The sequence below is a fragment of the Citrobacter sp. Cpo069 genome, assembly GCF_030332785.1.
Classification (GTDB): Bacteria; Pseudomonadota; Gammaproteobacteria; order Enterobacterales; family Enterobacteriaceae; genus Citrobacter; species Citrobacter portucalensis.
This window is the reverse complement of the sequence record NZ_JAOWHD010000045.1, coordinates 41,039-65,084: the sequence shown is the minus strand read 5'-3', so window position 1 is coordinate 65,084 and position 24,046 is coordinate 41,039. Positions and strand designations below refer to the sequence as shown.

18 protein-coding genes are annotated in these 24,046 nt (G+C 52.7%); 14 read left to right on the top strand and 4 right to left on the bottom strand.

Annotated elements, in window-relative coordinates:
• Nucleotides 1–67 precede the first annotated feature (67 nt).
• The 10 genes from hrpB to fhuB all read left to right on the top strand — a co-directional run bounded on the left by hrpB (nt 68) and on the right by fhuB (nt 16,734).
• Entirely contained in the window at nt 68–2,497 is a 2,430-nt protein-coding gene (gene hrpB / locus OGY08_RS08370; RefSeq protein WP_185757608.1) for an ATP-dependent helicase HrpB, read from the top strand.
• 135 nt (nt 2,498–2,632) lie between these two features.
• On the top strand, nt 2,633–5,173 hold the full coding sequence (gene mrcB / locus OGY08_RS08365; protein ID WP_008786249.1) for a bifunctional glycosyl transferase/transpeptidase: 2,541 nt from the start codon (nt 2,633–2,635) through the stop codon (nt 5,171–5,173).
• A 421-nt stretch (nt 5,174–5,594) separates the two neighbouring features.
• On the top strand, nt 5,595–6,161 hold the full coding sequence (locus tag OGY08_RS08360) for a fimbrial protein (RefSeq protein ID WP_286565856.1): 567 nt from the start codon (nt 5,595–5,597) through the stop codon (nt 6,159–6,161).
• Between the two features lie 47 nt (nt 6,162–6,208).
• On the top strand, nt 6,209–6,922 hold the full coding sequence (locus OGY08_RS08355; protein ID WP_125362715.1) for a fimbrial biogenesis chaperone: 714 nt from the start codon (nt 6,209–6,211) through the stop codon (nt 6,920–6,922).
• Nucleotides 6,923–6,965: 43 nt separating this feature from the next.
• Nucleotides 6,966–9,452: a fimbria/pilus outer membrane usher protein gene (locus OGY08_RS08350; protein WP_125362714.1), complete on the top strand. Its 2,487-nt coding sequence runs from the start codon at nt 6,966–6,968 to the stop codon at nt 9,450–9,452.
• A gap of 34 nt (nt 9,453–9,486) precedes the next feature.
• Nucleotides 9,487–10,485, top strand: a complete 999-nt coding sequence (locus tag OGY08_RS08345; RefSeq protein ID WP_239693058.1) for a fimbrial protein — start codon at nt 9,487–9,489, stop codon at nt 10,483–10,485.
• 210 nt (nt 10,486–10,695) lie between these two features.
• Nucleotides 10,696–12,945: a ferrichrome porin FhuA gene (fhuA, locus tag OGY08_RS08340; protein ID WP_048227070.1), complete on the top strand. Its 2,250-nt coding sequence runs from the start codon at nt 10,696–10,698 to the stop codon at nt 12,943–12,945.
• 47 nt (nt 12,946–12,992) lie between these two features.
• Nucleotides 12,993–13,790 (top strand): Fe3+-hydroxamate ABC transporter ATP-binding protein FhuC, encoded by a 798-nt coding sequence (gene fhuC / locus OGY08_RS08335; RefSeq protein ID WP_003829206.1) that lies wholly within the window; start codon nt 12,993–12,995, stop codon nt 13,788–13,790.
• Nucleotides 13,790–14,680 carry a Fe(3+)-hydroxamate ABC transporter substrate-binding protein FhuD gene (gene fhuD / locus OGY08_RS08330; protein ID WP_125362713.1) on the top strand — a complete coding sequence of 297 codons (891 nt, stop codon included), beginning with the start codon at nt 13,790–13,792 and terminating at the stop codon, nt 14,678–14,680. Before fhuC ends, fhuD begins: the two co-directional genes overlap by 1 nt.
• A gap of 14 nt (nt 14,681–14,694) precedes the next feature.
• Nucleotides 14,695–16,734 (top strand): Fe(3+)-hydroxamate ABC transporter permease FhuB, encoded by a 2,040-nt coding sequence (fhuB, locus tag OGY08_RS08325; RefSeq protein ID WP_286565870.1) that lies wholly within the window; start codon nt 14,695–14,697, stop codon nt 16,732–16,734.
• A 113-nt stretch (nt 16,735–16,847) separates the two neighbouring features.
• On the opposite strand, the gene hemL is transcribed toward fhuB, so the two are convergent.
• A complete protein-coding gene (gene hemL, locus OGY08_RS08320; protein WP_125362712.1) occupies nt 16,848–18,128 on the bottom strand; it encodes a glutamate-1-semialdehyde 2,1-aminomutase in 1,281 nt (426 codons plus the stop codon).
• Between the two features lie 168 nt (nt 18,129–18,296).
• On the opposite strand from hemL, the gene clcA reads away from it, so the two are divergent.
• From clcA to erpA, 3 genes are read left to right on the top strand one after another with little or no spacing between them, the layout of a single operon-like run.
• Nucleotides 18,297–19,718 (top strand): H(+)/Cl(-) exchange transporter ClcA, encoded by a 1,422-nt coding sequence (gene clcA / locus OGY08_RS08315; RefSeq protein ID WP_032942400.1) that lies wholly within the window; start codon nt 18,297–18,299, stop codon nt 19,716–19,718.
• Nucleotides 19,719–19,741: 23 nt separating this feature from the next.
• Entirely contained in the window at nt 19,742–19,807 is a 66-nt protein-coding gene (yadW, locus tag OGY08_RS08310; protein WP_122973801.1) for a small protein YadW, read from the top strand.
• Nucleotides 19,800–20,144: an iron-sulfur cluster insertion protein ErpA gene (erpA, locus tag OGY08_RS08305; RefSeq protein WP_008786260.1), complete on the top strand. Its 345-nt coding sequence runs from the start codon at nt 19,800–19,802 to the stop codon at nt 20,142–20,144. Before yadW ends, erpA begins: the two co-directional genes overlap by 8 nt.
• 119 nt (nt 20,145–20,263) lie before the next feature.
• On the opposite strand, the gene OGY08_RS08300 is transcribed toward erpA, so the two are convergent.
• From OGY08_RS08300 to mtnN, 3 genes are read right to left on the bottom strand one after another with little or no spacing between them, the layout of a single operon-like run.
• On the bottom strand, nt 20,264–20,887 hold the full coding sequence (locus tag OGY08_RS08300; protein WP_003829199.1) for a TRIC cation channel family protein: 624 nt from the start codon (nt 20,885–20,887) through the stop codon (nt 20,264–20,266).
• Nucleotides 20,888–20,924: 37 nt separating this feature from the next.
• The gene (btuF, locus tag OGY08_RS08295) at nt 20,925–21,725 is read right to left on the bottom strand and encodes a vitamin B12 ABC transporter substrate-binding protein BtuF (protein WP_003829197.1); all 801 of its coding nucleotides are present in this window, start codon (nt 21,723–21,725) and stop codon (nt 20,925–20,927) included.
• Nucleotides 21,718–22,416 (bottom strand): 5'-methylthioadenosine/S-adenosylhomocysteine nucleosidase, encoded by a 699-nt coding sequence (mtnN, locus tag OGY08_RS08290; protein ID WP_003829195.1) that lies wholly within the window; start codon nt 22,414–22,416, stop codon nt 21,718–21,720. The genes btuF and mtnN overlap by 8 nt, the downstream gene beginning before the upstream one ends.
• A gap of 83 nt (nt 22,417–22,499) precedes the next feature.
• Between mtnN and dgt the strand changes: the two genes are divergently transcribed.
• A complete protein-coding gene (gene dgt / locus OGY08_RS08285) occupies nt 22,500–24,017 on the top strand; it encodes a dGTPase (protein WP_126956855.1) in 1,518 nt (505 codons plus the stop codon).
• Nucleotides 24,018–24,046 lie beyond the last annotated feature (29 nt).

The following is a 24,046-nucleotide window of genomic DNA, read 5'->3' as shown; positions in this document are numbered from 1 at the left end:
TACTCGGTTATGAATTAACGCGATGCTACAATGCAGCGCGAAGAATGTTAACCCTCTGGAGCCATTTGTGACGTTGTTGCCCGTTGCTGCCGTAGTGCCTGAACTGCTTACCGCCCTTGATGCCTCGCCGCAGGTTCTGCTGACGGCGCCGACCGGTGCCGGGAAATCGACCTGGCTGCCGTTGCGACTTCTTGAGCATCGCGGTATCACGGGGCGGATTATTTTGCTGGAGCCGCGCCGCTTGGCAGCGCGCAATGTGGCGCAACGATTAGCGGAATTGCTGAACGAAAAGCCTGGTGAAACTGTGGGCTATCGCATGCGCGCACAAAGTTGCGTAGGGCCGCAGACCCGGCTGGAAGTGGTAACAGAGGGCGTCCTGACGCGGATGATCCAACGCGATCCTGAACTGACAGGCGTCGGGCTGGTGATCCTCGACGAATTTCACGAACGGAGTTTACAGGCTGATCTGGCGCTGGCGCTATTGCTGGATGTGCAGCAAGGGCTGCGGGACGATCTGAAACTGTTGATTATGTCCGCCACTCTGGATAACGGGCGTTTGCAGCAGATGTTGCCCGATGCGCCGACGATCGTTTCTGAAGGCCGCGCATTTCCCGTTGAGCGGCGGTATCAGCCGTTGGCGGCGCATTTGCGTTTTGATGAAGCGGTGGCGATAGCGACGGCGGAGCTATTGCGCCATGAAAGCGGGTCACTGCTGCTATTTTTACCGGGTGTGGGCGAAATCCTGCGTGTACAGGAGCAGCTGGCTACGCGTGTAGGCAGCGATGTTGTGCTGTGTCCACTGTATGGTGCGTTAACGCTTGCCGAGCAGCGTCAGGCGATTGTGCCCGCGCCGCAAGGCAAACGCAAAGTGGTGCTGGCCACCAATATTGCTGAAACCAGCTTGACGATAGAAGGCATCCGACTGGTGGTGGACTGCGCCCAGGAACGCGTGGCGCGCTATGACGTGCGTACCGGTCTGACGCGACTGATTACCCAGCGCATCAGCCAGGCTTCGATGACTCAGCGCGCGGGACGTGCGGGTCGTCTGGAGCCCGGTATTTGCCTGCATCTGCTTGCCAAAGAGCAGGCAGAAAGAGCGGCAGCGCAGGGGGAAGCGGAGATATTGCAGAGCGATCTGTCCGGGCTACTGATGGAGTTGCTGCAATGGGGATGTACCGAACCTGAACAACTGAACTGGCTGGATACGCCGCCCGCCATCAACCTGCAGGCGGCAAAACGGCTGTTGCAGATGCTGGGCGCGCTTGAGGGCGACAGACTCAGTGCCCGCGGGCAGAAAATGGCGGCATTGGGTAACGATCCTCGTTTAGCGGCGATGCTGGTCGGTGCCAAAAATAATACCGAAGCGGCTACGGCGGCAAAACTGGCCGCGATTCTGGAAGAGCCGCCGCGCGGTGGAAGTACCGATCTGACCGTGGCGTTTTCACGAAATCAGCCCACCTGGCAGCAGCGCAGTCAACAGTTGCTGAAACGGCTTAACGTTAGCAGCGGGCAGCCCGACAGCACGCTGCTCCCCTCATTGCTGGCGCGGGCGTTTGCCGATCGGATCGCGCGTCGACGCGGGCAGGAAGGGCGCTATCAACTGGCGAATGGCATGGGCGCCATGCTGGATGCCGATGATGCCTCAGGACGCCATGAATGGCTGATAGCGCCACTTTTGTTGCAGGGCAGCGCTTCGCCAGACGCGCGTATCTTGCTGGCTCTGCCGCTGGATATCGAGTCGCTGATGCAGGCATGTCCTGAGCTGCTACAACAGTCCGACACCATCGAATGGGATGAAACCCAGGGAACGTTAAAGGCATTGCGTCGGTCGCGCATTGGTCAGCTCACGGTAAAAGTACAGCCATTGGCCAAACCCTCGGAAGAGGAGTTGCATCAGGCGATGTTGAATGGCATTCGCGATAAAGGGCTAAGTGTGCTCAACTGGACGCCGGAAGCCGAGCAGTTTCGACTGCGTCTGCAATGTGCGGCAAACTGGTTGCCAGAGTATGACTGGCCCACGGTAGATGAAGATTCTCTGCTGGCGTCGCTGGAGACCTGGCTGCTGCCGCACATGAGCGGTGTGCACTCGTTACGCGCATTAAAAGCACTCAATGTGGGACAGGCGTTGCGCGGTTTACTGGACTGGTCAATGTTGCAACGTCTGGATAGTGAGCTGCCTGCGCATTACACTGTGCCGACGGGAAGCCGGATTGCTATTCGCTATCATGAGGATAATCCTCCAGTATTGGCGGTTCGGATGCAGGAAATGTTTGGTGAAGCAAAGACTCCAACCATTGCCCAGGGGCGCGTGCCGCTGATGCTGGAGCTGCTGTCTCCGGCCCAAAGACCACTACAGGTGACGAGCGATCTGAGCGCGTTCTGGCAGGGATCGTACCGCGAGGTGCAAAAAGAGATGAAAGGGCGTTATCCCAAACATGTCTGGCCGGACGATCCGGCGAATACCGCGCCAACGCGGCGCACCAAAAAGTATTCGTAATGTAACTTTAGGCCGGATAAGGCGTTATGCCGCATCCGGCGAAAGAACGGTAATAATTGAGAGATTTCTTCTTCTGTCGCAGGACGGAAGAACAGAGAATCGGGCCCTTGCGCCTGAATGTTGCGGAGAAAAAGCATGGCGGGGAATGACCGCGAGCCAATTGGACGTAAAGGAAAACCCTCGCGTCCGGTGAAACAAAAGGTGAGCCGTCGTCAACTCAGAGATGATGAGTATGACGACGATTATGATGATGATGACTATGAGGATGAAGAACCGATGCCGCGTAAGGGTAAAGGCAAAGGGCGTAAGCCTCGTGGTAAGCGCGGCTGGTTCTGGCTGCTGGTAAAACTGTCGATTGTCTTTTTGGTACTGATCGCCATTTACGGCGTTTATCTGGACCAAAAAATTCGTAGCCGTATTGATGGCAAAGTCTGGCAGCTTCCTGCGGCAGTTTATGGCCGTATGGTTAACCTTGAGCCAGAAATGCCTATCGGCAAAAACGAGATGGTGAAGCTGCTGGAGGCCACGCAGTATCGTCAGGTGACGAAGATGACGCGTCCGGGCGAATTTACCGTGCAGGCGAAGAGCATCGAGATGATTCGTCGTCCGTTTGACTTTCCGGACAGCAAAGAAGGGCAGGTGCGTGCGCGTCTGACCTTTGACGGCGATCATCTGGATACCATCGAGAATATGGATAACAACCGCCAGTTCGGTTTCTTCCGTCTCGATCCGCGTCTGATCACCATGCTCTCTTCACCTAACGGTGAGCAGCGCCTGTTTGTTCCGCGTAGCGGCTTCCCGGATCTGCTGGTGGACACGCTGCTGGCGACCGAAGATCGTCATTTCTATGAGCATGACGGTATCAGTCTCTATTCCATTGGCCGTGCGGTGCTGGCGAACCTGACAGCTGGTCGTACGGTACAGGGAGCCAGTACGCTGACTCAGCAGCTGGTGAAAAACCTGTTCCTGTCCAGCGAACGTTCCTACTGGCGTAAGGCCAACGAAGCCTATATGGCGCTGATCATGGATGCGCGTTACAGCAAAGACCGCATTCTTGAGCTGTACATGAACGAAGTCTATCTCGGCCAAAGCGGTGATAACGAGATTCGCGGCTTCCCGCTGGCGAGCCTCTATTATTTCGGTCGTCCGGTAGAAGAGCTGAGCCTCGACCAGCAGGCGCTGCTGGTGGGGATGGTTAAAGGGGCGTCGATCTACAACCCGTGGCGTAACCCGAAACTGGCGCTGGAGCGTCGTAACCTGGTTCTGCGTCTTCTGCAACAGCAGCAGATTATCGACCAGGATCTGTATGACATGCTGAGTGCGCGTCCGTTAGGCGTACAGCCGCGTGGTGGGGTGATCTCCCCGCAGCCTGCCTTTATGCAGATGGTGCGTCAGGAGCTCCAGGCGAAGCTGGGCGATAAAGTTAAAGATCTCTCCGGCGTGAAGATTTTCACCACCTTTGATTCCGTGGCGCAGGACGCCGCAGAAAAAGCGGCGGTGGAAGGCATTCCGGTACTGAAGAAACAGCGTAAGCTGAGCGATCTGGAAACCGCGATTGTGGTCGTTGACCGCTTTAGTGGTGAAGTTCGCGCCATGGTCGGCGGAGCAGAACCGCAGTTTGCGGGCTATAACCGTGCGATGCAGGCGCGTCGTTCGATTGGTTCTCTGGCCAAGCCTGCGACCTATCTGACCGCGCTCAGCCAGCCGAAGTTGTACCGCTTGAATACCTGGATTGCCGATGCGCCGATTGCACTGCGTCAGCCGAACGGCCAGGTGTGGTCACCGCAGAACGATGACCGTCGCTATAGCGAAAGCGGTAAAGTGATGCTGGTGGATGCGTTAACGCGTTCAATGAACGTGCCAACGGTAAATCTGGGGATGGCGCTGGGCCTGCCTGCTGTAACCGATACCTGGTTGAAGCTGGGGGCGCCGAAAGATCAGCTTAACCCGGTTCCGGCCATGCTGCTGGGGGCGTTGAACCTGACGCCAATTGAAGTGGCGCAGGCATTCCAGACTATCGCCAGCGGCGGGAACCGCGCACCGCTGTCGGCGCTGCGTTCGGTGATTGCCGAAGATGGAACCGTACTGTACCAGAGTTTCCCACAGGCCGAGCGTGCCGTTCCGGCGCAGGCAGCGTATATGACGCTGTGGACTATGCAGCAGGTGGTTCAGCGTGGTACGGGTCGCCAACTTGGCGCGAAGTATCCGGGTCTGCATCTGGCAGGGAAAACCGGGACCACCAACAACAACGTGGATACCTGGTTTGCCGGGATCGACGGCAGCCAGGTGACCATTACCTGGGTGGGCCGCGATAACAACCAGCCAACCAAGCTGTACGGTGCCAGCGGCGCGATGTCTATTTATCAGCGTTATCTGGCCAACCAGACGCCAACACCGCTGGTGTTGACGCCACCGGAGGATGTGGTGGATATGGGCGTAGACTACGACGGTAACTTCGTTTGTAGCGGGGGTATGCGCACGCTTCCTGTATGGACCACCGATCCGGATTCACTGTGTCAGCAAGGTGAGATGCTGCAGCAGTCGGGTAATCCGTTCGATCAATCTTCTCAGCAGCCGCAGCAACAGCAGCCTCAACAGCAGCAACCGCCGCAGCAAGAGAAGAAGGACGGCGATGGCGTAGCCGGTTGGATTAAAGAGATGTTTGGTAGTAATTAATTCAGTAGTAAATTAGACCTAAACACCCGCTATTAGCGGGTGTTTTTATTTCTGGGTAAAATGAGTTTTATTTTTTCATGATGTAATTGTATTGATTTAATTTTAATTAAGAACAGATTAAGTAAAATAAATGTTTGCAAAAAACATTGGAAATTAAATGGTTAACTTCTTTTATGATGTGTGAAAAATTGCAGGCTATAGACAGTCTCTCCGGTGGTTTGATTTAATCCGCGAGTGAACACTATACAAGATTCATTATACGCGATTCATTGTATTGATTTGACGAATGGATTTCAGAAGATCATGTTTTTTTGCATATCTTTATTCTTTTCTCTCCGTGCTCACCCTCAATATTTCTCACCAGTAATTTATTATTGGTAATGGGACTTTGTCATTCAATCGTTCTGATTAAGGGATTCTAATGAATAAAAAGCTTCTTACTGTGCTGATGGCCGGAAGCCTGATTGCCGCTGTAAATACTTCTGCATTTGCAGAAGATACGGGTAAGGTAGAGTTTTCTGGCCGTATTGTTGCCGACACTTGCGTTATTGATGTCGATGGCGCAGGAGCAAATACCGTGGTGACTTTTGCTGATGCTTACCCGGATAATTTTGAGAAGGATGGGTCAATTGGCCCGACAAAAGATTTCCAGATTTCTCTGGCTAAATGTGACCCTGCCATAGCAAGTTTAAACCTGAGGTTCAGTGGTGACACTACTGACGGCGAGAATTTACGCCTGAAGAACGACCTTAGTGATGCGAGTGCTGCAACAAATGTGGGTATTACCGTGACCAATAATAATGGTGGTAACACTGACGTTGTGATTGATGACTCCGTTCCGGTATCAACCACGGATGTGGCGAATACTGGCGATGAAGCAACGCCTTCTATTTTCAACTATACCGCGAAAGTGATTCAGATTGGTGATGACAAACCGACTGCAGGTAAATATCACGCCTCCGCGAATTTTACCGTGTTCTATCGTTAAGTATGACAGGCAGCCCTTCAGGGCTGCCTGACCAGGGAGTATTGCGGGTGAAATTATATGCGCGAATTTGTTTTGCCATTATTGGGCTTATTGCCATAAATGCACAGGCCAGCATTGTCCTGGGGGGAACTAGAATCATTTACCCGGAGAATAAAAAAGAAGTACAGATATCTATTAAGAATAAAGAAGATGCCAATAAATATCTGATACAAAGCTGGGTAACAAAGACAGATAACACAAAAGCGCCTTTTATTATCACTCCGCCGATTTATAAAATGGACGCTAATGGTCAGGCTCTGCTGCATATCGTCTTTATTGGCGATAAAGGATCGCTACCACAAGACCGTGAGTCGATGTTTGTTGCCAACTTTAAATCTGTTTCGGCTATGCCTGATGAATTAAAAGATAAAAATACGCTGCAGTTTGCGATGAAAACACAGCTGAAACTTTTTTGGCGGCCAGTGAGTCTTAAAGAATCGGCCGCTGCCGGTGCGTGGGAAAAATTACGGTTTAGCCGTCAGGGTTCTCAATTAACCGCAAAGAATCCAACGCCATTTCATATTTCGTTATTAGAACTCTCTGTTGGTGGAAAGCGGGTAAAACCTCTCGCAGACAGTTCTGTACCTGAGTCATTGTCAATGACGATTCCTCCCTTTGGGGAACAAATATTTTCAATACCTGCAGCAGCAGTAGGTGATGTGTCATGGGCTGCAGTGAATGACTATGGTGCTGCAACGGTGAAAAAGCACCAACAACTATAAACGCAATGACGCGTATGGGTAAAAATTAAAGGGACTTTATTATATGCAGCCTTATCCTTTGCGATCTTGCCGACTCTTTTTGCTCAACAGCATTACGCTGGCATTATGCTCATTTTTGCACCCAGCGAGTGCTGAAGATGAATTCAATTTGCATATTCTGGAACTCGGTACACCGTTAGAGAATACGTCAACACTGGAAACCTTTTTGCAAAATAATGGGTTACAACCAGGGACTTATTTGACTGAAGTTATGTGGGATTATGATCGCATTGATAAGCGAAATATTACATACGTACTATCGCAGGATAAGACGCAGTTACTCCCGCAGTTCAGCAAAGGGGATCTCAGAGAGCTGGGGGTGAAGGTCGATAGCCTTCCCGGCTTGAAATCATTGGCTGATACGGCTCCAGTTGGCGACATCGCCCAGTACATATCGGGAGCAAAGTTTGATTTTCAACTCGATAGCCAAACTCTTTTCATGCGGATCCCGCAAATTTATCGCGACCAGCAAGTCGCTGGCGCTATCCCTATTAAAGACTGGGACGATGGCATTCCTGCGGCATGGAGCAGCTATTACATTAGCGGTAACCGCCAGCAAGTAAATGGCGAGAACGATAACTCGAACTGGGCAAGCCTTAATTCCGGTCTAAATCTTGGCGCCTGGCGGCTTCGTAATTCAAGTACCTACAGCAATTCGGATGGCTGGGATGCGATCAGCACCACGCTGGAGCGGGATATTAAATTTCTGCAAAGCCAGCTTGAAATCGGCCAGACATATACCAACGGCGAACTGTTTGACAGCGTACAGATGACAGGAGTGAAGCTGGAAACCGATACCAGCATGTTACCCAATAGCTTACAAGGGTTTGCGCCTGTTGTACGCGGAATTGCCAATAGCGATGCAAAAGTAACGATTAAGCAAAATGGCTACACGATATATCAGACTTATGTCTCCAGCGGCCCCTTTGAAATCAGAGATCTCAGTCAGGTAACAGCAGGGTCAGATTTACAAGTTACCGTTAAAGAAGCTGATGGAAGCGAGCATTCGTTTATTCAGGCAAGTGCTTCGGTACCCATCTTACAGCGTGAAGGTGCGCTGAAATATAGCCTTGCTGGTGGAAAATACCGCGATAGCGATAACGGCGAGGAACCTGGGTTTGGTCAGGCGACGGTAATCTACGGCATGCCTCATGGCATTACGCTGTATGGCGGAGCGCTCGACGCATCAATTTACCGTGCCGGTCTGGTCGGGGCGGGGGCCGATCTCGGTGAGCTTGGTTCTGTGTCTGTAGATGTTACTGCGGCCAGAACTCAGTTTGACGACGGGCGTGGTAATGCCAATGGTTTATCCTGGCGCGCACAATATTCCAAAGACTTTTCTGCAACAGATACCACGGTGACGCTGGCCAGTTACCGTTATTCCACTTCTGGTTTTTATACCTTCCAGGAAGCACTCGATCAACGTGATAGAGGCGAAGATGATGGAATTTACAATTACCGTAAAACAAACAATCGTCGTAGCCGTTTACAGTTGAGTATGTCGCAATCATTGGGCTCTGTAGGGGCTGTGTATATCAATGGTTATCAACAAGATTACTGGGATATGAGTGGGCATGAACGCAGTGCCAGTATGGGGTTCAGCTCCAGTTGGCAGGACATCACCTGGTCCGTGAACTATAGCCTGACAAAAACACCAAACAGCGATAATGACCAGCAGGTTGCATTTTCCGTCAATATTCCTTTGTCACGTTGGCTGTCAAACAGTTGGGCGACCTACAACCTAAACAGCGCTAAAAATGGCAATACCGTGCATCAGGTTGGGATTGGCGGGACTGCGCTGGAAGATAACAACTTAAGTTATAACCTGCAGCAAAGCTATACCGATCACGATACTGGATATGGTGCGAGCATGACGGGGCGTTATCGTGGCTCATACGGTGAAATTGGGGCGAACTATAGCTATGCCAAAGATAGCAAACAGTGGAACTACAGCGCGCAAGGATCCGTCGTCGCACATCCTTATGGTATTACGCTGGGGCAATCTGTCCAGGATGCTTTTGCTATTGTCCATATTGACGAGGGAGCAGATGTTAAAGTCCAGAATATGCAAGGTATTTATACTGACTACTGGGGAAATGCGGTCGTACCATATTTAACTAATTATCGTCGTAATACCGTCACGGTGAACAGCGGGGAACGCGACGATCTGGATATCGAAAAACCGGCCAAAGATGTCGTACCTACGAAAGGGGCAGTTGTCGCAGCTAATTTCTCTGCCCGCCAGGGTATTCGCGCCTTATTAACACTTCACCATGGATCGAGTTTTGTGCCTTTCGGCGCGGTACTGTCAATTGAGGGGGGCTCCTCAATAGTCGGAGATGGTGGCGAAGTTTATCTGACCGGTTTGAAAGGTAATGTACCGTTTAAAGTACAGTGGGGTAGTGCTCCAGAACAGCGCTGTGAAGGAAATGCGCAGATCCCTGACGATATCGAGTCCTCTATTTACCAGGCTGCGGTTGAGTGTCGATAGTGTAAAGGGAAAACATAAAATGGACTGTGGGAATATGAATAATTATATGATTTTTAGATTGATTCTATGTTGCGGTCTATTGTTCGCACAGCAATCAGTTCAGGCATCCTGCAAAATTGAGAATGATGCGTCGCCGTCAACCTCTACGTTCAATATGCCGTCGTTTACGGTAAATGCGGACGCTGCTCCAGGTACGATCATTGCAACCCAGGAAGTGACTGGCGATCTTATTAAAGTCGTGGACTGTACAGATAATGGCGATATCTATACAGGCTATACCGTATTCACGAGTAGCGATGCCCGCACGGATAATCCCCTTAGCCGCGTTTATCAAACAAATGTTCCGGGAATAGGTTTTCGGGTCGCCTGGGTTAAAGATAACGCTTCCGCCCTAACAGAAGGTTCGGTGGTTACCCCTATGCATCTAGGGACGGCAAAAACAACCCACTTAAGTGACTATAGTATTCAATCACGTGCGAGAGCTGAATTTGTCGTCACTGGTGTTGTGCAGTCAGGAGTTATTGACGTCAACATGCTCAATGCGGACTGGATTTATGATTCGCAGGTTATTGCTCAAATTCGCTTTGCGCCAATAGCGATTAACGTTACTGCTAACACCTGCAATTTGGTTGAAAAAAATATCACTGTGCCACTTAAGAGAATCATGACTAGCGATATTGTGGACGGTTATTCCGATGTTGTGTCTGATGATAGTTTCAAGATTCAGCTGGAACAGTGTGTCGCGGGCATCAAACTTGATTATAAATTCACCACTGCCGGTTCAACTGGCGTGAGTGGCAATAGCGACATCCTGGAGATCGCCAGTGGTAATGACGCAGCCGAAGGGGTCGGATTACAAATTCTCGACAGCAACAATAATGTGCTGAAATTTGATCAAGATTACAACGCGGTAGCGCAAACAACCGATAGGCAGTCTGTCACTATCCCTTTGAAAGCAAGATATGTACAAACAGGAACTGTAAAAGCGGGAAAGGTTGACTCTGTTGCGACATTTAACGTTTTTTACCGCTAGCCAAAAATAGCCTGTGTATTTGCAGGCTTTTCTTTTCAACATTCCAGCCTAATTTATTAACCCTTTCTTTTCATCTGGTTATTTCTTAACCCCTCAGTTTTAGTAGGGACGTGTATTGCTTGCTATCTCGCCAGAGTTTCGAATATTATGCTGCCGTTATAATAATAATTCTCGTTTACGTTATCATTCACTTTCATCAGAGAAATACCAATGGCGCGTCTTAAAACTGCTCAGCCAAGTTCATCACTGCGTAAAATCGCAGTAGTGGTAGCCACAGCGGTTAGCGGCATGTCTGTCTATGCACAGGCGGCGGTTGACCCGAAAGAAGAAACCATCACCGTAACTGCTGCACCTGCTCCGCAGGAAAGCGCATGGGGGCCTGCGGCAACCATCGCTGCACGACAGTCTGCTACGGCGACCAAAACCGACACTCCGATTCAAAAAGTTCCTCAGTCTATTTCAGTGGTCACCGCCGAAGAGATGGCGTTGCATCAGCCAAAATCGGTCAAAGAGGCGCTCAGCTACACCCCGGGCGTTGCCGTGGGTACGCGTGGCGCGTCCAATACCTATGACTACCTGATTATTCGCGGATTTGCCGCAGACGGCCAAAGTCAGAATAACTATCTGAATGGCCTGAAGATGCAGGGCAACTTCTACAATGATGCGGTCATCGACCCTTATATGCTGGAGCGCGCCGAAGTGATGCGCGGTCCGGTTTCCGTTCTGTACGGAAAGAGCAACCCGGGTGGGTTGTTGAACATGGTCAGCAAGCGCCCGACAACGGAGCCGCTGAAAGAAGTTCAGTTCAAAATGGGCACTGACAGCCTGTTCCAGACCGGTTTTGACTTCAGCGATGCGCTGGATGACGATGGTGTGTACTCATACCGCCTGACCGGCCTGGCGCGTTCCGCGAATGCGCAGCAGCAGGGCGCAGAAGAACAGCGTTATGCTATCGCGCCATCTTTCACATGGCGTCCGGATGATAAGACGAATTTCACCTTCCTCTCCTACTTCCAGAACGAGCCGGAAACCGGTTATTACGGCTGGTTGCCGAAAGAGGGGACCGTGTCTAAGCTGCCAAATGGTTCACGTCTGCCGACCGATTTCAACGAAGGTGCGGACAACAATACCTACTCTCGTAACGAGAAGATGGTGGGCTACAGCTTCGACCACGAATTTAACGACACCTTTACCGTACGTCAGAACCTGCGTTATGCGCAAAACAAAGTGTCGCAGAAAAGCGTGTACGGCTACGGCATGTGCTCCGATCCGCTGTATACCAAAGATCCGGCTAACAGTCCTTGCGCCAGCATCCCTCAGTCAGATTGGGATCACACGCTGACTCGTCAGTACGTTGACGACAATGAAAAATTGCAGAATTTCTCTGTTGATACCCAGTTGCAGAGCACATTCGCCACCGGTTCCCTGGATCACACATTGCTGACCGGCGTTGACTATATGCGTATGCGTAACGATATCAACTCCTGGTTCGGTTGGGCTGGTTCGGTAGCGCCGTCTGATATCTATAATCTTGACCGTAGCGATTTTGACTTTGGCTCGCACCCTGGACCTGGCGCAGCTTATCGCGTTCTGAATAAACAGGAACAAACGGGCCTGTACGCTCAGGATCAGATGCAGTGGGATAAGGTGCTGGTCACTCTGGGCGGTCGTTACGACTGGGCTAAGCAGGACTCTCTGAACCGCGTTTCTGGTGTGCTGGACTCCCGTGATGACCGACAGTTCACCTGGCGTGGCGGTGTTAACTACCTGTTCGATAACGGTGTAACCCCGTATTTCAGCTACAGCGAATCGTTTGAACCAAATTCTCAGGTTGGGGAAAGCGGCAATATCTTTGCGCCATCTAAAGGTAAGCAGTACGAAGCGGGCGTGAAGTACGTACCGAGCGATCGTCCGATCGTGTTGACCGGTGCCGTTTACCAGTTGACCAAAACCAACAACCTGATGGCCGATCCGAATGGATCGATCTGGTCAGTTGAAGGCGGTGAAATTCGTTCACGCGGTGTGGAAATCGAAGCGAAAGCGGCACTGTCTGCCAGCGTTAACGTGGTGGGTTCTTATACCTACACCGATGCGGAATACACCACCGACACCAACTACAAAGGCAATACGCCTGCTCAGGTGCCAAAACATATGGCATCACTGTGGGGGGATTACACCCTCTATGATGGCGCGCTTTCCGGGCTGACGTTGGGTACGGGTGTTCGTTATACTAGTTCCAGCTATGGCGATCCGGCAAACTCCTTCAAAGTGGGAAGCTACACGCTGGTAGATGCGTTAGTACGTTACGATCTGGCGCGTGTTGGTATGGCTGGCTCCAACGTGGCGCTGCATGTGAACAACCTGTTTGACCGTGAATACGTCGCCAGCTGCTTCAATACTTATGGCTGCTTCTGGGGCGCAGAACGTCAGGTCGTTGCAACTGCAACCTTCCGTTTCTAATTTCTCTTTGGGCACGCTTTGCGTGCCCGTTTTACAAGTTGGCTGCTATGCAGGAAAACAGATCCCATCCCGACACCACTTTTGCGTTGCGTAATGTCTCCTTTCGTGTGCCTGGTCGCACGCTTTTGCATCCTCTCTCATTAACTTTTCCTGTAGGGAAAGTGACGGGTCTTATCGGCCACAACGGTTCCGGTAAATCGACATTATTGAAAATGCTGGGACGTCATCAGCCGCCGTCAGAAGGTGAAATCCTGCTCGACGAACAGCCGCTGGAGAGCTGGAGTAGTAAAGCGTTTGCCCGCAAGGTCGCCTATCTGCCGCAACAGCTGCCGCAGGCAGAAGGGATGACCGTACGCGAACTGGTGGCGATTGGTCGTTATCCGTGGCACGGGGCGCTGGGGCGTTTTGGCGTTGCCGACAGAGAGAAGGTAGAAGAAGCAATTTCGCTGGTAGGTTTAAAGCCGCTGGCGCACCGTCTGGTCGATAGCCTGTCCGGTGGGGAACGCCAACGCGCGTGGATTGCCATGCTGGTGGCACAGGACAGCCGCTGTCTGCTGCTTGATGAACCGACTTCCGCGCTGGATATTGCCCATCAGGTTGACGTGCTGGCGCTGGTGCACCGCTTAAGCCAGCAGCGCGGGCTGACGGTGGTTGCGGTGCTGCATGATATCAATATGGCGGCCCGTTACTGCGATTACCTCGTTGCGCTGCGCGGCGGTGAGATGATTTCTCAAGGAACGCCTGCTGAACTGATGCGCAGTGAAACTCTGGAACAAATTTACGGTATCCCGATGGGCATTTTGCCGCATCCGGCCGGTGCCGCACCCGTGAGTTTTGTCTATTAATGATCGGATTACATCATATTACTCGTCGGCGGCTGCTTACGGCGATGGCGCTGTCGCCTCTGCTGTGGCGGATGAATACGGCGCACGCCGCGGCGGTTGATCCCCAGCGCATTGTAGCGCTGGAATGGCTGCCGGTAGAGCTGCTGCTGGCGCTGGGTATTACGCCGTATGGCATCGCAGACATCCCTAACTACAAGCTGTGGGTCAGTGAGCCTCCTCTACCGGACTCGGTAATTGATGTCGGGCTACGTACGGAACCCAATCTCGAACTGCTGACCGAAATGAAGCCCTCATTTCTGCTCTGGTCGGCAGGTTACGGTCCTTCTCCTGAAAAGCTGGCGCGGATTGCACCAGGCCGGGGATTTAATTTCAGCGATGGCAAAAAGCCGCTGGCCGTTGCGCGACAGTCGCTGCAGGAAATGGCGCAATTGTTCAATCTGCAAGCCTCTGCTGAACGCCATTTGACTGAGTACGATCGTTTTATCGCCAGCCTGAAACCGCGCTTTATGCAACGCGGCGCGCGTCCCGTGCTCCTGACATCCCTGCTTGATTCGCGGCATATGCTGGTGTTTGGTTCAAACAGCCTGTTCCAGGACGTACTGGACGAATATGGGATCCCTAACGCCTGGCAGGGAGAAACAAACTTCTGGGGCAGTACTGCCGTGAGTATTGACCGTCTGGCTGCTTATAAGGATGTCGATGTGCTGTGCTTTGATCACGGCAACGATAAAGAGATGGCTGCGCTGATGTCTACGCCATTATGGCAGGCGATGCCGTTTGTCCGTGACGGACGTTTTCAACGTGTGCCTGCCGTTTGGTTCTATGGCGCAACGCTATCGGCCATGCATTTTGCCCGTATTCTGGATAATGCGTTGGGAGGCAAAGCGTGAGCAGGAAACTTGAAATGCCGGATGGCGGCGCGAAAAGCGCTTTATCCGACCTACGGTTTGGGCGCTTTGTAGGCCGGATAAGGCGAAGCCGCCATCCGGCGTTGCTGTTGTTGGTGCTGTTTGTTGCTGCCTGCTGGCTGACATGGGTTAACTTCTCCGTTGCGCTACCGCGCAGTCAGTGGCAACAGGCTATCTGGTCACCGGATATCGACATCATTGAGCAGATGGTTTTTCACTATAGCCTGCTGCCGAGGCTGGCGATTTCGCTATTGGTCGGCGCCGGGCTGGGCCTGGTCGGCGTGTTGTTTCAGCAGGTGTTGCGTAACCCGCTGGCGGAGCCAACCACGCTGGGCGTTGCGACTGGTGCGCAGTTGGGCATTACGGTTACCACGCTGTGGGCTATTCCTGGTGCGCTGACCACGCAATTTGCGGCGCTGGCGGGAGCATGTGTCGTTGGGGCGCTGGTGTTTGGCGTTGCCTGGGGCAAGCGTCTTTCTCCGGTGACGTTAATCCTTGCCGGGCTGGTGGTCAGCCTGTACTGCGGGGCGATTAACCAGTTGATGGTTATCTTCCATCACGATCAGCTGCAAAGCATGTTTTTATGGAGCAGCGGCACGTTAACGCAAACCGACTGGAGCGGCGTACAGCGTCTGTGGCCGCAGCTGTTGGGCGGTGTGATGCTGACTCTGTTGTTATTACGCCCAATGACGCTGATGGGACTGGATGACGGCGTGGCGCGTAACCTCGGTCTGGCGCTGTCGCTGGCACGTCTGGCGGCGTTATCGCTGGCCATTGTCATCAGCGCCTTACTGGTTAACGCGGTTGGGATTATCGGCTTTATTGGCCTGTTTGCACCGCTGCTGGCGAAAATGCTCGGTGCGCGTCGTTTGCTGGCACGTCTGGTACTGGCCCCGCTGATTGGTGCGTTGATCCTCTGGCTCTCCGACCAAATCATTCTGTGGCTGACCCGCGTATGGATGGAAGTCTCCACCGGTTCAGTGACGGCGTTGATTGGCGCACCGTTGCTACTGTGGTTGTTGCCGCGCTTGAGGAGTATGAGTGCCCCGGATATGAACGCCAGTAATCACATCGCCGCTGAGCTTCAGAATGTGCTGATGTTTGCGCTGGCAGGTGGCGTAATCTTGCTGCTAACCCTCGTGGTGGCGCTGTCGTTTGGCCGCGACGCACATGGCTGGACATGGGCCAGCGGCGCGATGCTGGATGAGCTGATGCCCTGGCGCTGGCCTCGCATTCTGGCGGCCCTGATTGCCGGGGTGATGCTGGCGGTAGCGGGCTGTATTATTCAACGTCTGACGGGCAACCCGATGGCCAGCCCGGAAGTGCTGGGCATTAGCTCCGGTGCGGCATTTGGCGTGGTGCTCATGCTGTTTTTGGTCCCCGGAAATGCTTTTGGCTGGCTGCTGCCTGCCGGAAGCCTCGGGGCCGCGGCTACTCTGCTTATCATTATGATTGCTGCCGGGCGCGGTGGTTTTTCACCGCACCGTATGCTGTTGGCCGGTATGGCGCTCAGTACGGCCTTTACTATGCTGCTGATGATGCTGCAGGCCAGCGGCGATCCGCGCATGGCGGGCGTGTTGACCTGGATTTCCGGTTCAACCTATAACGCGAGCGGAGAGCAAGTACTGCGTACCGGGATTGTGATGGTGATTCTGCTGGCGATGACGCCTCTGTGCCGCCGTTGGCTAATAATTTTACCGCTCGGCGGCGATACGGCGCGGGCTGTAGGTATGGCTATCACGCCATCACGCGTGGGGTTACTGCTGCTGGCGGCAGGGCTGACGGCGACAGCCACCATGACTATTGGACCGTTGAGCTTTGTCGGGCTGATGGCTCCGCATATTGCCCGTATGATGGGTTTTCGTCGGGCGATGCCGCATATGCTGATTTCGGCGCTGGCGGGTGGCGTGTTGCTGGTCTTTGCTGACTGGTGCGGCAGGATGGTGCTGTTTCCGTATCAGATCCCGGCGGGATTATTGTCGACGTTTATTGGTGCGCCGTACTTTATCTATCTGCTGAGAAAGCAGAGCCGCTGAGGCTGACCCCTTTCATGTAGGCCGGATAAGACGCTTTGCGTCGACATCCGGCAATAAAAAAGCCGGGTGGCGGCTTCGCCTTACCCGGCCTACATTTCTGCACGTTCTCTTTTTTACAACTTCGCAAACACCCGGCGCGCGGCGTCGATGGTGTTATTGATATCGTCTTCACTGTGCGCCACGGACATAAAGCCCGCTTCGAAAGCAGACGGCGCCAGATAAATTCCTTCATCCAGCATCATGTGGAAGAAGCGCTTGAAGCGTTCGACGTCGCATGCCATCACATCCTGATAGCAGGTTACGGTTTCTGTATCGGTGAAGAAAATCCCGAACATCCCGCCCACATGGTTAACCACCAGCGGAATATTCGCTTCTTCGGCAGCTTCCAACAGACCTTCCGCCAGACGCGTCGTCAGTTCGTTCAGCGTTTCATGAATACCCGGTTGGGCGACTTCGGTCAGACAGGCATAACCTGCCGCCATCGCGATCGGGTTACCGGAAAGCGTCCCCGCCTGGTAAACCGGACCGGTCGGTGCCAGTGCGTCCATCACATCGCGGCGACCGCCGAATGCGCCAACGGGCATTCCGCCACCGATGATTTTACCGAGGCAGGTCAGATCCGGCACGACGCCGTAATAATCCTGTGCTCCGGCCAGCGCTACGCGGAAACCGGTCATCACTTCATCGATGATCAACAGTGCGCCAAACTCATCGCACAGCGCACGCAGGCCCGGCAGGAATTCCGGCAGCGGCGGGATGCAGTTCATGTTGCCGGCGACCGGCTCAACGATGATGCAAGCGATCTCCTGCGGGTACTGTTCAAACGCTGCACGCACTGAAGAGAGATCGTTATAGGTGCAGGTCAGGGTGTGTTTCGCGAAATCAGCTGGAACGCCAGGGGAGTTCGGCTGGCCCAGCGTTAACGCGCCGGAACCGGCTTTGACCAGCAGGCAGTCAGCATGGCCGTGGTAGCAGCCTTCAAATTTGATGATTTTATCACGACCGGTGAAACCGCGCGCCAGACGGATTGCGCTCATTGTCGCTTCCGTACCGGAGTTCACCATGCGCACCATGTCCATGGTCGGCACTAATTCGGTGACCAGCTCCGCCATTTTCACTTCCATCTCGGTCGGTGCACCGAAGCTTAAACCGCGTTCCGCAGCTTCAATCACCGCATTACGGATTGCCGGGTGGTTGTGACCCAGTACCATCGGTCCCCAGGAACCGACGTAATCGACATAGGCTTTACCATCGACATCGTACAGATACGCGCCGTCCGCTTTTTCGATAAACAGCGGAGTACCACCCACGCCAGTAAAGGCGCGAACGGGGGAGTTAACGCCGCCTGGGATAAGTTCGCGTGCTGCGCTGTAGAGATTTTCAGACTTACTCATGGATGGGGTCCTGGTTCGTAGAAAAAGTAAATGCCCGCTATTCTAGTTATTCAGAGAAGGTTATGAAAGTTTTACGCATTTGAAACAATGCGATTTGCAGGGGATTTTCGCGAAATGTGCGAGTAGAATGCCGATTCCGTATTTGTATTACCAATTAATGATCATCTGATGAAGACAGACACTCCCTCTTTTGAAGCACAGCAAATTGTGCGTTTACGCCGCAGGGATCAAATTCGTCGTCTCCTGGAACGAGACAAAACGCCGTTGGCGATCCTGTTGATGGCTGCAGTAGTAGGTACTGTGACAGGGCTTGTTGGCGTGGCATTTGAGAAAGCGGTGACCTGGGTGCAGAATCAGCGCATTGGCGCGCTGGCTCAGGTTGCGGACCATGACATTCTGCTGTGGCCGCTGGCGTTTATTCTCTCGGCGTTGCTGGCGATGGTCGGCTATTTCCTGGTGCGTAAATTTGCGCCGGAAGCCGGTGGTTCGGGGATCCCAGAGATTGAAGGTGCGCTGGAAGAGCTGCGACCTGTGCGTTGGTGGCGTGTCCTGCCGGTGAAATTTATCGGCGGCATGGGCACGCTGGGTGCTGGCATGGTGCTTGGGCGAGAAGGTCCGACCGTGCAGATTGGCGGTAACCTCGGGCGCATGGTGCTGGATATTTTCCGCATGCGTAGCGCCGAAGCGCGGCATACCTTATTGGCTACCGGTGCGGCTGCGGGCCTTTCGGCGGCGTTTAACGCTCCGCTGGCGGGGATCCTGTTCATCATTGAAGAGATGCGCCCGCAGTTTCGCTATAACCTTGTGTCGATCAAAGCCGTGTTTACCGGCGTTATTATGTCGAGCATTGTGTTTCGTGTTTTCAACGGTGAAGCCCCGATAATTGAAGTCGGGAAACTGTCTAATGCGCCGGTGAATACGCTGTGGCTGTATCTCGTGCTCGGGCTTATTTTTGGCTGTGTCGGGCCATTGTTCAACACCATGGTGTTGCGCACCCAGGATATGTTCCAGCGCTTTCACGGCGGTGAAATTAAAAAATGGGTGCTGATGGGCGGCGCGATCGGCGGTCTGTGCGGGATCCTGGGATTAATTCAACCTGAAGCGGCAGGCGGTGGCTTTAACCTGATCCCGATTGCCGCAGCAGGCAATTTTAGCGTCGGTCTACTGCTGTTTATATTTATCACCCGGGTCGTCACCACGCTGCTGTGCTTCTCATCCGGCGCGCCCGGTGGGATCTTTGCCCCGATGCTGGCGTTGGGGACGTTGCTTGGTACGGCGTTCGGTATGGCTGCGGCGGCCTCTTTTCCGCAGTATCACCTGGAGGCCGGAACCTTTGCCATTGCCGGAATGGGGGCTTTGTTGGCTGCTTCGGTGCGTGCGCCGCTAACAGGTATTGTACTGGTGCTGGAGATGACCGATAACTATCAGCTCATTTTGCCAATGATTATTACCTGTCTTGGCGCAACACTATTAGCCCAATTTATGGGCGGAAAGCCGCTATACTCGACTATCCTGGCTCGTACGCTGGCAAAACAGGAAGCGGAGCAGGCGGCAAAAAGCCAGGGTACTGCCGCTGGCGAGAATACTTGAACGAAATACCAGGGTATTAGATAATGGCACAAAATATTGGGTTGAAATTTACCCAATTGCCGATGTCGTTTGGAGCAAAATATGAGTGATGACGTAGCGCTGCCACTGCAATTTACTGAAGCAGCAGCCAATAAAGTTAAAAGCCTGATCGCTGACGAAGATAACCCGAATCTGAAATTACGCGTGTATATCACTGGCGGTGGTTGCAGCGGTTTCCAGTACGGTTTCACCTTTGATGATCAGGTCAATGAAGGTGATATGACCATCGAGAAACAAGGTGTTGGTCTGGTCGTTGATCCGATGAGTCTGCAATATCTGGTGGGCGGCGCGGTTGACTATACCGAAGGTCTGGAAGGTTCCCGCTTTGTTGTGACTAACCCGAATGCGAAAAGCACCTGCGGGTGTGGTTCTTCTTTCAGCATCTGATTGCTGTCTGTAATACTGATGGTCTGATGTTGTAGGCCCGGTAAGCGTAGCGCCACCGGGCAATGTGCCGGATAGCGGCGTAAACGCCTTATCCGGCCTACATGTTCTGTATCGTCATATCAACGCCCGTTATCATCCAGCGCAAACGTCGGCAATTTTAGATGCCAGCGAATGGCGGCAAGCCGAATCAGCAGCGTGACAATCATCCCCATCATACTGGCGTTTTCCAGTGAAACATCAAAGGTATAAAACGCTGTCGCATGCACGATCCCGCCGATAATACAGGCTGTGGCGTAGATCTCGGTGCGCAAAATCATCGGGACTTCACGCGCTAACACGTCGCGAATGATCCCACCACCAACGCCGGTAATCACCCCCATACAAATCGCCACCAGCGGCCCTGTTCCTGCGAGAAATGCCTTGTTGACCCCAATACCTACGAACACAGCCAGACCAACGGCATCCAGCACCGGAAGGATCCATTTCGGTATGCGTCTTGGTTGACGTACCAACAGGATCGTCAGCATGCTGGTGATCATCGCCACCACCAGATCGGTCGGATCCTTAACCCAAAAAACCGGTCCATTATCCAGCGCCATATCGCGGATCGTACCACCACCAACGGCGGTAACCACGCCGAGTACCAGGACGCCAAACGGATCCATACGTAATTTTCCGGCCAGTAATACGCCAGAGATTGCAAATACCGCGGTGCCGACAATATCAAGCCAATAGACGAGCATTTTTAAATCCTCACAACAGACCTGGTGGGGGCAGGCGCTAATTTATCTGTGAAAGCGCATTACAGAGTTGTTTTGCGGCGAGGATAATACGCGGGCTCGCGCGTTCGAACCAGTCACTATTAAGTGTAATAATGGGTATTTTTAGCTGGTTTCCCCAGTATTGCTCAATTTTCAGAGTTTCGCCTGGACCGCCGGTTGCAACAATAGCCTGGGGGGCTCGTGCCAGGACCTGCTCACGGCTAACCTGCGGCCAGGGAACCCGACTACCGGCAAAGATGTTTTCTCCGCCGCATACCTCAAGAACTTCGTGCTGAATAGAACCTTTTCCACTGGTAAACAGAGGATTGGCACCAAACTGGAGAAACACGCGTTTTTTCGGTTTGTTGGCATACTGAGATTTAAGTAAAGCATAGTCATCAAGCATGGTTTGCGCCGCCTGTTTAGCTTGTTCAGGCTTGGGGCTCCATGCTGCTAATTGGCGTAGCGCATCGGCAACCTGCTCAATGGTAACGGCATCCACCCAGATGACCTTAATTCCCAGAGAGGTCAGTTGATTCACCTGCCGCTCAGCATTTCCCCCGCGCCAGGCGACGACCAAATCAGGTTTCAGCGCCACAATACGTTCAAGATTCATCCCTTGCCAGGTTGAGACTTCCTCAATATTTTTGGCTTCTGGCGGGTAGTTTGAATAGCTGCTGACGCCAACGGGGGTAATGCCAGCGGCAAAAGCGAGTTCAGTATTGGCAGGAGAAAGCGTCACAACACGCGGCGCGGCGTAAAGGAACGCCGGGAGAGTGAAAAGCAGGGCGACCAGCGCCCTGGAGAGTAATTTAGCCATGCGCCAGTTTCTGTACCAGCGTTTCAACCATCAGGCTTGACTGCTTCGCGGCAACCACCAGGAATTCGTCAAAGCTGAGATGGGACTGCTGATCGGCAACGTCAGAGATAGCGCGAACCACGACAAATGGCACGTTAAAGTTGTGGCAAACGTGCGCAATTGCGGTCGCTTCCATCTCAACGGCAATAGCCTGCGGGAAGTTATGCTTAATTTTAGCCAGTCCCACGGAACCGTTAATGAATGCGTCGCCGCTGACGATAAGTCCGCGAACGGCGTTCAGATTGAGTTCGGCGATGCAAGACTCTGCGGCAGCAATCAACGCAGGATCGGCTTTAAAACCAGCCGGGCAGCCCGGTAGCTGACCAAATTCATAGCCAAAGGCAGTGACGTCGGCGTCGTGATAGCGCGCTTCGTCAGAAACTACGATATCCCCGACTTTCAACGTAGAGGCCAGGCCACCCGCAGAACCGGTATTAATGATGGCGTCCGGCTTGCAGCGTTCAAGCAGCAGCGTAGCGCCCAGTGCCGCAGCCACTTTACCGATACCCGATTTCAGCAGCGCAACCTCTGTACCGTTCAGTTGGCCGGTGTAAATTTCACAACCGCCGAGCGCGATGGTCTGACGGTTTTCGATTTTGTCACGCAGCAGCGTAACTTCTTCTTCCATTGCACCAATGATGCCGATTTTCATAGATTTACTCGCGATAAGCCAGATTTGAGGGCATAGTCTATCATGCGCTTAAGGGGTAGCGCATTTCTCAGGCGGGAGAGGACATGGCACAGATCGATTTCCGAAAAAAAATAAACTGGCATCGTCGTTACCGTTCGCCGCAGGGCGTGAAGACTGAGCATGAGATCCTGCGTATTTTCGAAAGCGATCGCGGACGTATTATCAATTCTCCGGCAATTCGCCGACTGCAACAAAAAACGCAGGTCTTTCCGCTGGAGCGTAATGCGGCAGTACGCACGCGCTTGACGCACTCGATGGAAGTTCAGCAGGTTGGGCGCTATATCGCGAAAGAGATCCTCAGCCGACTGAAAGAACTAAAGCTGCTGGAGCAGTATGGCCTGGATGAACTGACAGGGCCATTTGAGAGTATTGTCGAAATGTCCTGCCTGATGCATGACATTGGTAATCCGCCGTTTGGCCATTTTGGGGAGGCGGCAATTAATGACTGGTTTCGCCAGCGACTGTATCCCGCAGACGCAGAAAGTCAGCCCCTAAGTGATGACCGTTGCCAGGTGACGGCATTACGATTGCGTGAAGGCGAAGAGTCGCTGAATGATATTCGCCGCAAGGTGCGCCAGGACCTGTGCCATTTTGAAGGCAATGCGCAGGGTATTCGCCTTGTGCATACGTTGATGCGTATGAACCTTACCTGGGCGCAGGTTGGCGGTATTTTAAAATATACCCGTCCGGCGTGGTGGCGCGGCAGTGCACCCGAGACACACAACTATTTAATGAAGAAGCCGGGTTATTACCTTTCTGAAGAACCGTATATTGAGCGGTTGCGTAAAGAATTATCATTAGCGCCTTACAGTCGCTTTCCATTAACCTGGATTATGGAAGCTGCCGATGATATCTCTTATTGCGTGGCGGATCTGGAAGATGCCGTTGAGAAAAGAATCTTTAGCGTCGAGCAACTTTATCACCACCTGCATGAGGCGTGGGGGCAGCATGAAAAAGGTTCCCTGTTTAGCCAGGTTGTTGAAAACGCCTGGGAGAAGTCACGTTCAAATACATTAAGCCGGAGTACCGAAGATCAGTTCTTTATGTATTTACGCGTCAATACGCTGAATAAACTGGTGCCATATGCGGCCCAGCGGTTTATTGATAATTTGCCGCAGATTTATGAAGGCAGCTTTAATCATGCGCTGCTAGAAGATGCCAGTAGCTTCAGCCAGCTACTGGGTGTTTATAAAAATGTGGCGGTAAAACATGTGTTTAGCCATCCGGATGTTGAACAACTGGAACTACAGGGCTATCGGGTGATCAGCGGGTTGCTGGAGATCTATCAGCCGTTATTAAAAATGTCTCAGTCAGATTTTTCTGAACTGGTCGACAATGAAAGAGTAAAACGTTTTCCTATCGAGTCCCGTTTATTTCAGAAGTTGTCTACCCGCCATCGTCTTGCGTATGTTGAGGCGGTTAGTAAAATATCGACGGGGTGCGCCGAGTATTCGGTTCTGGAATATTATTATCGCTGCCGGCTGATTCAGGATTATATCAGCGGAATGACAGATTTGTATGCCTGGGATGAATATCGTCGCTTGATGGCCGTAGAACAATAAATACTCATTTGTAAAGACGGACAATAAAA